At 44.3% G+C, this 14,208-nt stretch carries 22 protein-coding genes and 1 other annotated feature; of the genes, 9 read left to right on the top strand and 13 right to left on the bottom strand.

Annotation, left to right across the window (positions count from 1 at the left end; translation table 11 throughout):
* Positions 1-978 (bottom strand): LacI family DNA-binding transcriptional regulator, encoded by a 978-nt coding sequence (locus tag GLW00_RS06405; protein WP_160912343.1) that lies wholly within the window; start codon positions 976-978, stop codon positions 1-3.
* A 145-nt stretch (positions 979-1,123) separates the two neighbouring features.
* Between GLW00_RS06405 and GLW00_RS06400 the strand changes: the two genes are divergently transcribed.
* Positions 1,124-1,792: an HAD hydrolase-like protein gene (locus tag GLW00_RS06400; protein ID WP_160912341.1), complete on the top strand. Its 669-nt coding sequence runs from the start codon at positions 1,124-1,126 to the stop codon at positions 1,790-1,792.
* Positions 1,793-1,828: 36 nt separating this feature from the next.
* Here the strand turns inward: GLW00_RS06400 and GLW00_RS06395 are convergent, their stop codons facing one another.
* A complete protein-coding gene (locus GLW00_RS06395) occupies positions 1,829-2,665 on the bottom strand; it encodes a LysR family transcriptional regulator (RefSeq protein WP_160912339.1) in 837 nt (278 codons plus the stop codon).
* Positions 2,666-2,803: 138 nt separating this feature from the next.
* Here GLW00_RS06395 and GLW00_RS06390 point away from each other — a divergent pair, with 138 nt between their 5' ends.
* Both GLW00_RS06390 and GLW00_RS06385 read left to right on the top strand, forming a co-directional pair.
* A complete protein-coding gene (locus tag GLW00_RS06390; protein WP_237417455.1) occupies positions 2,804-3,136 on the top strand; it encodes a DMT family transporter in 333 nt (110 codons plus the stop codon).
* A gap of 2 nt (positions 3,137-3,138) precedes the next feature.
* A complete protein-coding gene (locus tag GLW00_RS06385) occupies positions 3,139-3,438 on the top strand; it encodes a DMT family transporter (RefSeq protein ID WP_160912336.1) in 300 nt (99 codons plus the stop codon).
* 94 nt (positions 3,439-3,532) lie between these two features.
* On the opposite strand, the gene GLW00_RS06380 is transcribed toward GLW00_RS06385, so the two are convergent.
* The 3 genes from GLW00_RS06380 to GLW00_RS06370 form a co-directional block, all read right to left on the bottom strand.
* The gene (locus GLW00_RS06380; protein ID WP_160912334.1) at positions 3,533-3,916 is read right to left on the bottom strand and encodes a hypothetical protein; all 384 of its coding nucleotides are present in this window, start codon (positions 3,914-3,916) and stop codon (positions 3,533-3,535) included.
* A 98-nt stretch (positions 3,917-4,014) separates the two neighbouring features.
* Positions 4,015-4,890, bottom strand: coding sequence for an aminoglycoside 6-adenylyltransferase (locus tag GLW00_RS06375; RefSeq protein WP_160912332.1), 876 nt, complete (start codon positions 4,888-4,890; stop codon positions 4,015-4,017).
* A gap of 13 nt (positions 4,891-4,903) precedes the next feature.
* Positions 4,904-5,065, bottom strand: coding sequence for a hypothetical protein (locus GLW00_RS06370; protein ID WP_160912330.1), 162 nt, complete (start codon positions 5,063-5,065; stop codon positions 4,904-4,906).
* Positions 5,066-5,156: 91 nt separating this feature from the next.
* Between GLW00_RS06370 and GLW00_RS06365 the strand changes: the two genes are divergently transcribed.
* From GLW00_RS06365 to GLW00_RS06355, 3 genes are all read left to right on the top strand, one after another.
* The gene (locus GLW00_RS06365; protein WP_202412401.1) at positions 5,157-5,534 is read left to right on the top strand and encodes a nuclear transport factor 2 family protein; all 378 of its coding nucleotides are present in this window, start codon (positions 5,157-5,159) and stop codon (positions 5,532-5,534) included.
* 98 nt (positions 5,535-5,632) lie between these two features.
* Positions 5,633-6,079: a DUF2243 domain-containing protein gene (locus GLW00_RS06360; protein ID WP_160912329.1), complete on the top strand. Its 447-nt coding sequence runs from the start codon at positions 5,633-5,635 to the stop codon at positions 6,077-6,079.
* A complete protein-coding gene (locus tag GLW00_RS06355) occupies positions 6,072-6,854 on the top strand; it encodes a cytochrome c oxidase assembly protein (RefSeq protein WP_160912327.1) in 783 nt (260 codons plus the stop codon). Before GLW00_RS06360 ends, GLW00_RS06355 begins: the two co-directional genes overlap by 8 nt.
* 10 nt (positions 6,855-6,864) lie before the next feature.
* On the opposite strand, the gene GLW00_RS20930 is transcribed toward GLW00_RS06355, so the two are convergent.
* From GLW00_RS20930 to GLW00_RS06325, 7 genes are all read right to left on the bottom strand, one after another.
* Entirely contained in the window at positions 6,865-7,104 is a 240-nt protein-coding gene (locus GLW00_RS20930) for a tetratricopeptide repeat protein (RefSeq protein WP_160913749.1), read from the bottom strand.
* A gap of 12 nt (positions 7,105-7,116) precedes the next feature.
* Positions 7,117-7,335, bottom strand: a complete 219-nt coding sequence (locus GLW00_RS06345; RefSeq protein ID WP_160912325.1) for a hypothetical protein — start codon at positions 7,333-7,335, stop codon at positions 7,117-7,119.
* Between the two features lie 185 nt (positions 7,336-7,520).
* Entirely contained in the window at positions 7,521-8,141 is a 621-nt protein-coding gene (locus GLW00_RS06340) for a nucleotidyltransferase domain-containing protein (protein WP_237417454.1), read from the bottom strand.
* 22 nt (positions 8,142-8,163) lie between these two features.
* The gene (gene tyrS, locus GLW00_RS06335) at positions 8,164-9,402 is read right to left on the bottom strand and encodes a tyrosine--tRNA ligase (protein WP_237417453.1); all 1,239 of its coding nucleotides are present in this window, start codon (positions 9,400-9,402) and stop codon (positions 8,164-8,166) included.
* A 46-nt stretch (positions 9,403-9,448) separates the two neighbouring features.
* Positions 9,449-9,672 (bottom strand) — a binding site (T-box leader).
* A gap of 348 nt (positions 9,673-10,020) precedes the next feature.
* Positions 10,021-10,647 (bottom strand): FMN-dependent NADH-azoreductase, encoded by a 627-nt coding sequence (locus tag GLW00_RS06330; protein WP_160912323.1) that lies wholly within the window; start codon positions 10,645-10,647, stop codon positions 10,021-10,023.
* 106 nt (positions 10,648-10,753) lie between these two features.
* On the bottom strand, positions 10,754-10,900 hold the full coding sequence (locus GLW00_RS20480; protein WP_202412400.1) for a hypothetical protein: 147 nt from the start codon (positions 10,898-10,900) through the stop codon (positions 10,754-10,756).
* A gap of 206 nt (positions 10,901-11,106) precedes the next feature.
* Positions 11,107-11,934: an oxidoreductase gene (locus GLW00_RS06325; RefSeq protein ID WP_160912321.1), complete on the bottom strand. Its 828-nt coding sequence runs from the start codon at positions 11,932-11,934 to the stop codon at positions 11,107-11,109.
* 180 nt (positions 11,935-12,114) lie between these two features.
* Between GLW00_RS06325 and GLW00_RS06320 the strand changes: the two genes are divergently transcribed.
* From GLW00_RS06320 to GLW00_RS06310, 3 genes are read left to right on the top strand one after another with little or no spacing between them, the layout of a single operon-like run.
* Complete coding sequence (locus tag GLW00_RS06320) at positions 12,115-12,264, top strand: hypothetical protein (RefSeq protein ID WP_160912320.1); 150 nt, start codon at positions 12,115-12,117, stop codon at positions 12,262-12,264.
* A 24-nt stretch (positions 12,265-12,288) separates the two neighbouring features.
* A complete protein-coding gene (locus tag GLW00_RS06315) occupies positions 12,289-12,678 on the top strand; it encodes a TetR-like C-terminal domain-containing protein (protein WP_160912318.1) in 390 nt (129 codons plus the stop codon).
* A gap of 40 nt (positions 12,679-12,718) precedes the next feature.
* A complete protein-coding gene (locus GLW00_RS06310; protein ID WP_160912316.1) occupies positions 12,719-13,438 on the top strand; it encodes an alpha/beta hydrolase in 720 nt (239 codons plus the stop codon).
* Between the two features lie 50 nt (positions 13,439-13,488).
* Here GLW00_RS06310 and GLW00_RS06305 read toward each other — a convergent pair whose 3' ends face one another.
* Complete coding sequence (locus tag GLW00_RS06305) at positions 13,489-14,058, bottom strand: LysM peptidoglycan-binding domain-containing protein (protein WP_160912314.1); 570 nt, start codon at positions 14,056-14,058, stop codon at positions 13,489-13,491.
* Positions 14,059-14,208 lie beyond the last annotated feature (150 nt).

The following is a 14,208-nucleotide window of genomic DNA, read 5'->3' as shown; positions in this document are numbered from 1 at the left end:
TCATTCCTTTCGTGTCGTCTTTCTTTCTACTAGTTCCACAGGCATTTGAATGGTTTGTTCCACACCTGGTTCTTTTTTTATCGTACGGATTAACAGCTTTGCTGCTTCTCTGCCCATTTCATAGGCGGGCTGACGGATCGTGGAAAGGGTCGGATAGGACAAACGGCTTTGCGGAATATCGTCATAGCCGATGATTTGTACATCTTCCGGAATGCGCTTTCCACGCTCCAGGGCCTCATGAACAATCGCGATTCCGACAATGTCGTTACTCGCAATGATTCCATCTGTATCAGGAAATTTATCAAACAGTTCTTCTGCCCATCCTTGGGCGTCTTCGAAAGAATAAGAGGTCGTAGACAATACAGAAAAATCAACATCTGCCTGACTCAACTCTTCGATGGCACCCTTGTAGCGGTCCTGGGCAGGTTTGATATTGGTTGGTCCCTTTACAAGCGTAATTCTCTGCGCTCCTTTTTTGATGAGCGTCTTCGCTGCAAGAAGGCCGCCTTCTCTTCCATCTGCATAGACAGCAGGATAATTTTCCGACGCCCGGTCCAGGAGTACAAGTGGCAGGTCAAGGGCTTCATAGATTTTATAATCGACATGATTGGTAGCTGTAATGATGCCCACCACATTGTTCTGGACGAACGTTTGTATATAATCCAATTCTTTTTGTATATTTTCATCACTGTTGCCGAGCAGAAGCCGATATCCAGCCTCACTCAACTCATCTTCCACACCTCTCGCAAGCTGTGGAAAGAACGGGTTTGTAATATCAGGTAACAGCAGACCGATCAGACGGGACTCCCTTTTGTAAAGAGAGCGTGCCACTTCGTTCGGGCTGTAGTTTAGTTCCGCAATGGCTTCCATCACTTTCTTTCTCGTATCTGCTCCAACATAGCCGTTATCATTCAATACACGTGAAACGGTGGCCACTGAAACGCCTGCTTCACGTGCCACATCTTTAATTGTTACCATACATTCACCTCTATGTGTAACCGGTTACAGATAAAGTACCACATCTTTGTAATCGTTTGCAAGAACTTTTTTATCGAGATGAGACATGTTTTCTCATAAAACTGATATGATGAAACTCATAAATGATGAAAAGGAGCGCTTACATATGCCACATGCGATCATTTTTGATATGGATGGAACCTTGTTCCAGACAGAGAAGATCCTTGAAGTATCCCTGGTAGAAACGTTTGATTACTTAAGGGATTCTGATGAATGGAAAGGTGAAACACCACTTCAAACGTACAAGGAAATCATGGGTGTTCCTCTCCCTACTGTTTGGAAAACCCTGCTCCCCCACCACTCGGAGGAGATAAGAAAACAGGTAAACGCGTACTTTCTGGAAAAGCTCATCCTCAACATTCAAAAAGGAAAAGGCGCGCTCTATCCACAGGTTGAAGAAACCCTTGAAGCGTTTCATAAAGAAGGATACTCCCTTTACATAGCCAGCAATGGACTGACCGATTATCTGCATGCCATCGTCAACTATTATCGTCTGGACCGCTGGGTGACCGAAACGTTCAGTATTGAACAGATCGAATCCCTGGACAAAGCCGATTTAGTAGGCACCATTCTGGAAAAATACAACATCAAACAAGGAGCTGTGGTCGGAGACCGTCTCTCCGATATTCATGCAGCTAAGAAAAATGGCATGTCTTCCATAGGCTGTCGTTTTGATTTTGCTCAAGAACAAGAGCTCGCTGAAGCCGATCACGTCATTGATGACTTTTCTTCCCTGGACGAAGTGATTCGTAAAATAGAAAATCTCCACGTGTGACACTTAAAAAACAGCGCCTCATAGAGGTGCTGTTTTTTATTGGATATCTGTAAATAGGCCGTTCAAGTAATCAAGATTCTCTTCTGACCGTGCGTAAAGATACATGTCCCTTTTAAAAGGATGATCTTGAATCGGTAAAAACACGACGCCGCGGTATTCGACTTGCTGGACCATCATCTCCGGAAGATAAGCGATTCCCATTCCAAGCGCCACCAACCCCGCCATAGCGTGATACTGGGATTCTATCACTTCACCTGTGAAATCATGCTCATGCATAACGGACCGCACCTTCTCAGATAAAGGGCCTTTTGTCGGGATGATTTGCGATTCCTCCAAACATTCCTCAAGCGTGACTTCCTGTTTTTCTGCTAATGGAGAAGAAACAGGAATCGCAGCTATAAAATAATCGGTGAACAGATAGGCAGACCGCAGCGTTTTATAAGAAGAGGTATCCTGTATAATGGCCGCGTCAATGTCACCTTCTTCTAACAGGGGAAGAAGTTCTTCACTATCATCTTTGATTTCAGTCACATGAAGATTTCCTCTTGCCAGCTTATCGAAATACTTGGGCAGATAATACGAGGTAAGGACAGGCGTGGAACCAAAACGAATTTTATCTTCGTGGGACTGATATTGTTTCACCGTTTGATGAATACGCCCGAACAGCGGAGTCAGCTCCTCCGCCATTCCTTTTCCTTTCTCTGTAAGCTCCACACCGTAGGAAGCTCTGTTGAAGAGCGAAAATCCCAGTTCGTCTTCCAACCTTCTCATCTGTTTACTCAGTGCCGGTTGAGAAATGTACAAAGCTTCCGCTGCTTTCGTAAAACTCTGTTGTTTGGCGACTTCGATAAAGGCGTTTAATTTTTGCAGCACTCTCTTTCCTCCTTTCAATCTTTGTAGGATATCTCCATTATAACCTCAGGTTATGATGGTATGACAATTTGATTGTTCCTACTACCTCCGTTTTCTTTTATTCTGAGAATAGACGAAAGAAAAAAGGAGGACAGAATGATGAAAACCTATCTTTTATTAGGAATCTCCATTTTGTTTGAAGCTGCCGGAGCGACGGCGATGAAATATTCGGAAGGCTTTACGAATATCACAGCCAGCCTTGTCGTTATTTTCTGCTATGCACTTGCCGTTTCCTTCTATATATTTATTACTAAAAATCATGAAATCGGGTTGATCAACGCCTTATGGTCGGGCGGTGGGACGTTGCTTGTTACACTATTAGGTGTTGGTTTGCTGGGGGAATCGGTGACGATGTCCAAACTTCTAGGACTGATGTTGATCCTGGCAGGAATGGTGGGCTTGACAGTACCAGGAAAAGAAAGGAGCGTATAACCATGGGTTATTTGATACTTTCTCTAGTATTCGCGACCATCGGCAACATTTCCGTAAAACTATCATCCGGCTTCCAGCGAGTCATCCCCAGCATTACAGCCTTCGTTTTCATCGGCGCATGCCTGTATTTTCTCACGCTGAGTGTCCAGACACTCGAAGTCGGCATTGCTTATGCCATTTGGAGCGGGGTCTCGATTATGGCCACCACGATCTTTGGAATTCTACTTTTCAATGAAAAAGCAAGCCGTAGAAAGTTCCTCTTTATCATCCTCATTATTCTTGGCGTGATGATTATAAAATAAAAAGAGAGAAGGGTTCCTACGAAAGCCTTCTCTCCCCTGTGATGGAAGTCACTCTTTTTTTGTTCTCCACTTCCATAGGCCTATTATTCTATCATTATTCTATGTACTCCAAATGCAGTGTCTCTTCCTTTTCTCCCCATTCGATCGTGACCTGGATGTCGTGATCTTCGCTCGTCACCGCACACCCGGAACAGAAATTGCCCATTTGCTGGACCCTTCCATTATTCAACAAAACGTATTCTCCTTCTTTACCACCTGCAGGACTATCCAGGGTGTAATTGATATGTTCCGGAGCTTCCCCTTCACCTGCATAGTTAATGTGAAGACCTGTCGATTCACTGTCTTCGGACTTTACATCCGCTATGTATTCTACCTTCCAATCTTCGCTTTCACCTTCAAAGTGCAAAGTTTTCTGCCCAAGACACCCTGTCAAAAAGAAAGCCAGGATTAAGAACAATGGAAACCCGTTGTATTTCATACTCCATCCCCCCTGTTTATTCTATGCTCTCTAAGAACGCCTTTGCAGATAGATAGACACCTTTTACCGAGAGCTTTCCTTTCTTCCAAACAAGCTTTTTAAAAAATGCGATCAGCTGATGAAGGTAATTTTCTCACCTGCTTCAAGTAACGCGTCATGTTTTCATCCTCATCCCGTTTATATGTGTAAGCAAACTCATCCGCTACATCATTCGCAAGGGTACGGAATAATTCTCCGGCAGCAAACAGCGCTTCCCAAATATGTTCAGAATCCCCGTCTGCATAAGTCGATGTGTACATTTCCCACTTTTCTTCCGGCAGAAGCTTTTTAAAATAGTTCCCGGCTTTTCCTGTCGAGACTTGAAATCCGTTCTCTATGCCAATCCACCAGGAAACCATCTGATCCAAGTCCCTGCGGATGATACACTCCAGCATGAACTGTGCATAGGGCATTTCATCACGCCACAGACTTTTCGCGACGTTCTGCTGACACCACCAGAAATTATTGCAGCAGGCGTGATACTCCTCCTCCGTCGGCTTCCGTACGTGATAATCTTCGTCTGTCGCCTCCGGAATCACTGGCAGCAAATCGTCCTTGTCGAGCAACGGAACGGTCAGCTTGTCCTTCCCGTAGTATGCCTGCATATGGGGGATGGTTTCTATATGTAAATCCATTCGGTTCCCATCCGTAAAAAGCATCAAATAACCGTAGAAATCAGAAAAATCCCCCTCCGTACCCTGGTCATTTTTATCCGGCTCCTGCATCATCAGTCTTTCACCAAAGACATCCACCCACAGCTCATCTTTCAGGAAAGAGGAGGTTTCCGTCACGACGTAAACGATGTCATAATCCTGAAACAGATCTTCTTCTAAGGTAGGATTTGTCCGGGAACCGTTCATGTAAACGGCACGAATTCGCTGATTCTTTTTTGCGACAGACAATATCAAATCCATCATTTCCTTTTCTGATCTCATTTCTTTCCCACCTTTACAGTCCATATTTATGATCTATATAACGCTCATATCGTTCCTTCCAATCCATTCTCTTCATTTCCAGGTAAGCTGCTTTCTTCAGGCAGACCCAAGATAATATAGAGAAAAACAAGTAAACCAATAAAGGATTTTCCTGCTGGATGATCCTATCTTTCACCGCCTTTTCCCTCCTTCATAAAAATCGTTTCTTCAGCCTTTTTAATAGTATAATATTCCCATAGAAAATTTTAACACAAAGGAGAATCTTTATGTCATTAAAGAAAGAACTGAAGAACATGGAAAACCAACACCTTCTATTGAGCACTCGCGAATCCACAGAAAGACTTGACCACATATTGGCTGACGACTTCTGGGAAATCGGCAGTTCCGGTATGCCCTATGATAAAAAGTTCTGCCTGGATCAAGGGGTGGTCTTATCAGAGATGACTCTTCATCATTATGAAATTCAGTCACTCTCTGAGGATACAGTTCTCGCCACGTATTATCTTGAAGACCCGACAAGAAAGAGAAACACGCTCCGCAGTTCGATTTGGAAAATGATCGCCGGCCGTTGGCAACTGTATTTTCATCAAGGGACCGTTACAGATTTACATAAGGATGAGTATCAAAACATGCGTCGTCTCTGACCTTATAGTCAAACGTCCTATTTGATGCCAAATACGTTTGTTTATTTCAACGGATGGGTACAACATAGGAAGAATTTTGAAAAATAGGAGGCTGTTTTATGGGGGAAAAGCGTAATCTGTGGTCCGGCGTTCTGTTCGGGATCGGACTTGCTGCCTTTATCGATGAAACGATATTTCACCAACTGCTGCGATGGCACCACTTTTACGACAAATCCACCACGGATATCGGATTGATTTCAGATGGTTTTTTCCACGCGTTCAGCTGGTTCGCAACCATCGGCGGACTGTTTCTATTTGCCGACCTCAAACGCAGGAACCGTTTATCACTGATACGGTGGTGGGGCGGCGTGCTGCTCGGAGCGGGGTCTTTTCAATTGTATGACGGAATCATCCAGCATAAACTGATGGGTCTGCACCAAATCCGCTATGTGGAGAATGTTATCCCATACGACCTTGTCTGGAATCTATCTGCTGTGGTTATGATTGCTACCGGCCTGTTCCTTTTAAAACGTGCCAGCAAAAAAGGAGAACCTTCCCATGCATGAGACGCATGGTGGACTCCTCTTTGATTTGATGCTGGCCATTCCTTTCCTGCTGATCATTCTTTTGTACATAGGAGCGGGCTTAGTCTCCAACCGTTCCCCTCACCTGCAGAAATGGCCATATTGGCGTTATGTTTTATGGTCCATAGGAGTATTATGTGCCGGGATAGCTGTCATCGGACCGCTTGCAGACCAAGCGCGGATCGACTTTCGTGCCCACATGGTCGGGCACCTGCTCCTCGGCATGCTGGCTCCGCTACTGCTGGTACTCGCTGCACCGATGACCCTTTTGTTAAGAACGCTTCCCGTTTCCGCCGCCAAAAAGATGACTCTTCTCCTTAGAAGTTCTTATGTCCGTGTCATCAGCCATCCGGTCACCACGTCCATTCTCAACATCGGCGGATTATGGGTACTCTACACAACAGACTTGTATCACATGATGCATAACAGCCTGGGGGTCCATGTGCTGGTCCACCTTCATGTCTTTCTGGCTGGCTACCTTTTTACCATGAGCATGATTTACATAGATCCTGTCGCCCATCGTTACAGCTATCTGTATCGGAGTATCGTATTCATCTTCGCTCTTGCAGGTCATGGCATCCTTTCGAAATATTTGTACGCCTCTCCACCTGAAGGAGTAAGTGTAAATCAGGCGGAAACAGGTTCCATGATTATGTACTACGGTGGTGATGCTATCGACGCCGTTCTAATTTTCATTCTCTGTCTGCAGTGGTACCAATCTGCTCAGCCTAATAAAAGACTGGCCGCTCATCCATGAAAAGGAGCCGTTACCAAGTTTGATCCAGTTGCCTTGCATAAAAGCTTATGGCATCCTTGTACTTTTTGATCCAAGGATGATTTGAATATGAACCCAAAACCTTCAGCAATGATTCCACCGCTTGTGGGGACTCCTTTAAGTTATACAAGGTCATCGCGTGAAAAACCTGAATAGCGGGGTTGTCTGGAAATTCCCGTTTTCCCTTTTCCAGGACTTCCCTTGCTTCGTGATACTTCCCGATACACCGCAGACTGCTTCCCCACTAAATATAAGCCTGAGCTCTAAGCTCACCTTGAATGCCTTTGCAGACCGCTTTTTCATAAAAGGGAATGGCTTCCCGCTCCATTCCCTGCGCATCATGGGACACCGCACACCAATAATGTAAACCTGCGATGTCATCCTCCCTGTTTAATCGGTGCAAAGCTTCCTTTCTTGCTTTCTCGATCTCTCCTTCATCCAGCCATGCTTGAATTTGTCTCATAAAACCCCGCCCTCTTTTTATTGACTGCGATCTATAGATGATTTCGTTGATATATGTTTGATTCAATTGATATACCTTGATTTTTATTGATATCTTGAGAATTCAGTTGATATATCTTAATTTTAATTGATATCTTGTGAATTCAGCCGATATATGTTCAATTCAGCCGATATCCCTATGATAGACTACAGCTTCTGCAAGTGATCGATCCACGCATCCAACCGTCTGCGATCTCCCGGCCCTTCCAGCAGCTTATCGTAAATCCGATACCCTTCCATATCGTGCTCACGTAACCAGTTCAGTGACTTTTTCGGTCCGAGATACCAGCGTCCGATCATCTCGAAATAGATTTCAAGACTTTCCTTCACAAGCCAGTGAAAGCGGTAGCGACCTTCCATATCCCCTTTTCTCGAGCGTATCTTCATCTTGATCAGCCAATCTTTCAGAAACTGCTTCTCCTTCGGCTGTAAAGACGCCGGTCCCTTAGTAAAAATGGAATCGATCTCTGTCATCCACGGCTGTGCCAAACCATGGTCATCGACAAGCACCTCGGCTCGATGGACTTTCAAAAAGTCGGCCGGCTTTTTCATATCATCCGTCCCGTGGATCCATACATCTAAAAGCTTGCCGCTGAACGTTTCCACCTTATTCTGCGTTTCCAGCTCATCGGAGAAACCGATCAGATCGACGTCACTTTCTTCCGTAGAATCACCAGTCTGATAGGAACCGTACAAGAATACGGTATGACATTTATATGTCTCTTTCATATGTTCGGTTGCTTTATTTAAAAATTGCTGACGTTCCATTCCTTCATATCCCCTTTTCCTTTTAAGATCTTCTCAGCTTCACAAACTTCCTCTTCCCTACTTGAACCACCATTCTGTCTGTCACCTGAACTGTCTGAAAGGCATCCATCACTTTTTCCTGATCGATCCGGACACCTCCATTTTTTATCATCCTTCTCACCTCACTCTTGGAAGGTAGTAGTCCGAGTTCCTTTAGGAGATCGACAATGAGTATTTCATCTTCTCCTTCCCACATTACTTCATGAATCACATCAGGCATCACTTTTTTCTGAAAAACGTTGATGAACTGTTGTCGGCTTTGGTGGGCCGCTTCTTTTCCATAAAGCATGTCAACAAAAGAGGCAGCAAGCTTCATTTTGGCATCGCGAGGGTGAAGCGTCCCGTCATCAAGGGTCCTTTTCACTTCCTGGACTTCTTCCATGGATAGCGGAGACACGAGCTCAAAATACTTCGTAATCAACGCATCAGGAATCGACATCGTTTTTCCGAAAATATCCTCCGGCCGTTCGTTGACACCAATGTAGTTGCCTCTCGATTTCGACATTTTTTCAACACCGTCAAGACCCTCGATCAACGGCATGAGCAGGACGACTTGTTTTTCCCGGTCGAAATGCTCCTGCACCTGCCGGCCGAACAACACGTTGAATTCCTGGTCGGTCCCACCAAGTTCGATGTCTGACTCCAAAGCGAATGAATCATATCCTTGCATGACGGGGTAGAAAAACTCGTGAAGGTGAATTGGCTTGTTTTCTTTATATCGATGATGAAAGTCATTACGCTCGAGCACCCTCGCAACCGTCACCGTACTCGCGAGTTTTAAAACTTCTGCAAACCCTATTTGAGAGAGCCACTTCGAGTTGTAATGGAGTTCTACTTTTTCCATATCGATCACTTTGCCGAACTGCTCGAAGTAAGTCCTCGCGTTATGCTTCACCTCTTCATCCGTCAAAGCCGTACGGGCGATAGATTTGCCCGTCGGATCTCCAATCTTCCCGGTAAAATCGCCGATGATCAGCTGAACCGTGTGCCCGAATCCCTGGAACTGTTTCAGTTTATTCAATACAACGGTATGACCGAGGTGGACATCCGGGGCGGTCGGATCGAGCCCCAACTTCACTTTCAAGGGCTGCTCATTTTTAATCGACTTTGCAATCTTCTCTTTGAACTCACCTTCCGGAATGATAGAGGATACGCCATAAGACAGGACCTCCCACTGTTTTTCCAACTCTCTTTTTTGCACATCATTCAGTTGTTCCATCATCTTACAGCCCTCCATTTTTTTAGAATACAAAAAAAGACACGCCCCCTCATGGGACGTGTCTTTACACGCGTTACCACCCAAGTTGAAAATGAATGCCTCATCTTCCCCTTAAAAAGATAACGGATTTACCGTCTTCCACTACTCACGTGAGTTTTCGTAAAAGAAGCTCAAGAAGGTAATTCATGAAGAGATGTGTATCGACTCGCAGCAACCGTCGACTCTCTGACGACAGGGATCTCTTCACTACTGGATTTCTGTCATTGCCGTAGGTATTAAAGTTAGGATTATGTTACGCGGAAAGGAAGAAGATGTCAACGTTTTTTTCTGAATATTTTTTCATGGATAACCTGCCGGGTGGTTTCTCTTGTTTAATAAAAGCGCCCCACCTAAATTGAAAGCACGAGGAAAAGGACGCTGGTCAAGGATTTAGAGCCTCCCGTCCAGGCGATTGTTTTGTCTCGAGCAGGTTTCCATTACATCCATCCCTTTTTAACCATATTCTACCAAACATTTTATATCCACCCTACCACATATCATACTGAACATAAAAAATGCCCAGACAAAGACACTTGCCCTAGAAGTGTTTCCATGTGAGCACAATTGGATTGAATCTAAACTTTAGAATGTCTGGGCAGCATCTTTCGCTCTTGCTACCGCATGTTCCCTGATTTCATCCGCCTGATCCGGATTCGCCGCATGTCCTTCGACAAAAAGGCCATCGAAGGATGGGACACCGAAAAATTGCATAAGAATGTTCAAGTACCGATGGCCCATCTCCATGCCCGCTGCAGGTCCCTTCGAATAAATCCCTCCACACGCCTGAATATGGAATGCTTTTTTATCTGTCAATAAACCGACCGGGCCCTGTTCTGTATATTTAAATGCTTTGCCCGCTACGGCCACGGCATCGATATATGCCTTCATGACAGGAGGAAATGAGAAGTTCCACATCGGGGTGACAAAAACGTATTTGTCTGCAGAAATGAACTGGTCACTCAACTCTCCTAGACGCTCGACCTTCCTTTTTTCTTCATCAGAAAGATGGTCTCCGGACTGTAATTTTCCCCATCCACTAAAAATGTCCGCGTCAATTTGCGGGATATCTTCTCTATACAGGTCGATATGAATGATTTCGTCACCTTTGTTCACTTCTTTGTAGGTGTCGATGAATGCCTTGCCCACTCTCATACTGTAAGAAGCCGTTTCATCATGGGGGTGTGCGGTAATGTATAAAACCTTTGCCATAGGATCCTACCTTTCCATTCAAGATAGTATAGTTTGTATAAAAACAACCATTTTTACTTATAAAAAAAGAATTCACCTTGTTCAAGGTGAATTCTTATATTCTCCGTTAATCCTGTTCTTCAGTAACCTCATGCAGATAAGGATTTCCCGCTATGTTCATGCGTGTTTCATCTGTCATGACAAAAGCTTCGTCAGTTGTTCTCTCATGGTTCACAAGGGAACGTCCATCGTAATGAAAAGGGTTGTCTTTCATTCTCCCGCCTCCTTCACGCCATTTTCCTTAGCATCCACCTACAAAATGTCATTATTCCACCATTTATTAAAAAGCTTCTGTCCATTCTACCTTCGCTTTCGTAATAAGTACCCCTTCTATTTAGACAAAAAAAGGGATGACACGCTTATGTCCCACCCTTTTCATCGTCTTTTTCATTCATTTTTAAAGTTCCATTTCTATCCATTCTACCTTTTCATCATGGTATGGAAAATGGAATCAAACATCCGATCAGGCACCACTTTTCTAAGGAACATATAGGCTTTAGCATATTTACCGGCCGCATAGCGTGTTTTCGGTTTTTGCGCTTCTATCGCTTTTTTAACGGTTTGCGCAATCACTACTGGTGAGGAAGAAGCTCCTGTCATCTTTTTCGTCATACTCACGAACGATCGGGTCATATCCTGGTAGGCAGATGTTCCAGAAGTTTTCTGCAGGTTCTCAAGCATAATCCCTGTCCATTCACTCTCAATACTGCCAGGCTGGATAACGACCACATCAATCCCGAACGGAGCCACTTCCAACCGGAGACAATCCGAGTAGCCTTCTAACGCATGCTTGGATGCATGATACCAGGAGCCCATCGGTGTGAAAATCCTTCCTCCCATGGACGAGTTGTTGATGATTCTGCCGGACTGCTGTTTTCTCATATGAGGTAAAACGAGTTGAGTCAATCGACTCAACCCAAATAAGTTGACGTCGAACTGATGCTTTGCTTCCTCAATGCTCACGTCTTCCACAGCTCCATAAGATCCATATCCAGCATTGTTGAATAGGACATCGATTCTTCCCTGTTCCTGAATGATCCGGTCCACCCCTTCGATCATGGACTTTTCGTCAGTGACATCCATAGCGAGAATGTGCGCTCCTTTCGACTCGATCTCTTTCATTTTGTCCAAACGCCTCGCCGCTCCATAGACGATGTAGCCTTCTTCCAGCAGCAGTTTTGCCGTTTCCATTCCCATCCCGGAAGATGCCCCTGTAATCAACACCACACCTTTTTTCTTGTTCTTCATTTCATATCCTCCCATTCCACTCCAAAGTTACACATGTATATAGATACACACTTGTGTCACTTATGTAAGCAAATTATAATGAGAATATCATCTTATGGTCAATGGTTTCTGAACAAGTGATACAGATGAAGGAAAGTGTGACACTTCTTAAAGCACTGAATAGAGAGGAGAACAGACAGGATGAATGATAAAAGCATGAACCCGATCTCGTTGAGGTCGAGAAAATGGATCATTGAAGCTTTACTCAGACTTATGGAAGAAAAGCCTTATCACAAGATCTCAGTCAAGGAAATCACAGAGACGGCAGAACTTGTAAGGAAGACCTTTTAACGCAACTTCCAGACCAAGGAGGAAGTGCTCCAGGAATACATCACCGGCTTGATGAAAGAGGTTGAAAAAGAGTTCGAAGCGATGGATGCCTTAACTCCATACGCCATGGCTAAGCTGTATTTTGAATTTTGGCAGGAGCATATTGAATTTCTGAACCTGATTCAGAAAAACGACTTATTTGTCATTCTGCTCAAACAGTTGGACGACTATTTGCCATCCTTGAACGAAAGATACAAAGCAGATTTAATAGAGGGTTTCGATGAAACATTTCTCCAATACTATACGGCCTTCAATTCCGCAGGCATTTGGCATATGCTCGAAAAGTGGATTCGTCATGGAGCCGTGGAAACCCCTGAGGAAATGGCACAGATTTATTCAGATATTACATTGAACAACCCTCATGTGAAGAAATGATAAAAAAAGATTTGTATGGAATAGAAAGGAAGTCGTGAACATGAAAAAGTGGCTCAAATATTCATTGCTTGGCCTCCTTGCCCTAATCATTATTGGATTTCTCTCCTTTTTCATCTGGACTCAACAAACCTATGAACCTTCAGAAGAAATGATATCACTAGTGGAAGAAAGCCAGGAAAAAGACGGATGGGTTATCCATGAACCCAAAGACAAAACTAAGGCGGGAATCATCTTATATCCTGGAGCAAAAGTGGAACCAGAGTCCTACAGCTATCTGGCTCAACAATTGGCGGACAACGGCTATATCACAGGGATTCCTGATGTAACCTTGAACTTACCTATATTGAACACCAACAAAGCAGAGGAAATGATCGACCGCTACCCTGAAGTTGAATCATGGTATGTAGGAGGCCATTCTCTCGGTGGTGTTGCCGCTGCTTCTTTTGTAAAAGAGAATCCTGATGAAACACAGGGGTTGATCCTTCTTGCCTCCTATCCGACTGAGGGAAGCAGCTTCAAAGATACGGAAACTCCAATCCTGCCGATTTATGCGGAGAATGACGGGTTAACAACAGAAGAAAAAATAGAGGAAACGAAGCCGTTGCTTTCTCGCGACACGATTCTTTATAAAATTGAGGAAGGGAATCATGCCCAGTTCGGTATGTATGGACCACAAAAAGGCGACCAACCTGCTGAAATCGCAGCAAAAACTCAGCAGGAAATCATCGCCCGTACCATCCATAAGTGGCTGGAAGATTAATCAGGACATGAGAAAAGCCCGGGATCACGAAAAGTCCCGGGCTTCCTTCATTATTTCACACGAATGGTCGTACCGATTTGGAGATTTCTCGCATCAATTCCAGGATTCAATTCGTACAGGTCCTGCACGGTAACTCCTTCATGAATACCAGCTATTCCGTACAACGTATCGTAAGGAGCGATTGTGTGGTAGTGGGCATTCCCTTCTTCAGTCGGGGAAACCCGGACTTCCTGACCTGGCTGCAAATTCCATGGATCAATACCGGGATTTAATTCGAACAACTCTGAAAGCGTCAGCCCTTCATGAAGATTGGCAATGCTGTACAGCGTACTTCCTGGAGTAACGGTATGAAATTCTTCATTCGGATATTCCTCTTCATCAACCACTTCGTCTGTTTTCACGGTAATTTGAGATCCAGGTTGAATAATGTCTGCATCAATCCCTGGATTCCACCTGAATAAATCATCAACGGTCACATCTTCATATTGTTCGGCAAGGCTCCAGAGTGTGTCTCCTTTTTCAAAAGTGACTTGATAAGTTTCCGCAGAAACACTGGCAGCCCCAGCCCCAAACGTCATCCCTAAAGCGAGTACAGGTACCAATAGCTTCTTCTTGTTCATCCTTGGACCCTCCTTAAGGTAAAAATGCTTTCAGTATTTGTGTTTCGGTTTTCTTTGTCATCTAAACGTAATATTTTAAAAAAATAACCAATAATCTCCTAATCCAGGCAGGACAAACCAAGAACCTGTCGAAAAAGTGTAGAAACCATA

The sequence above is a fragment of the Halobacillus litoralis genome, from assembly GCF_009856445.1.
Lineage (GTDB): Bacteria > Bacillota > Bacilli > Bacillales > Halobacillaceae > Halobacillus > Halobacillus litoralis.
The sequence above is the reverse complement of the archived record's forward strand: the minus strand, read 5'-3'. Positions and strand labels throughout refer to the sequence as shown.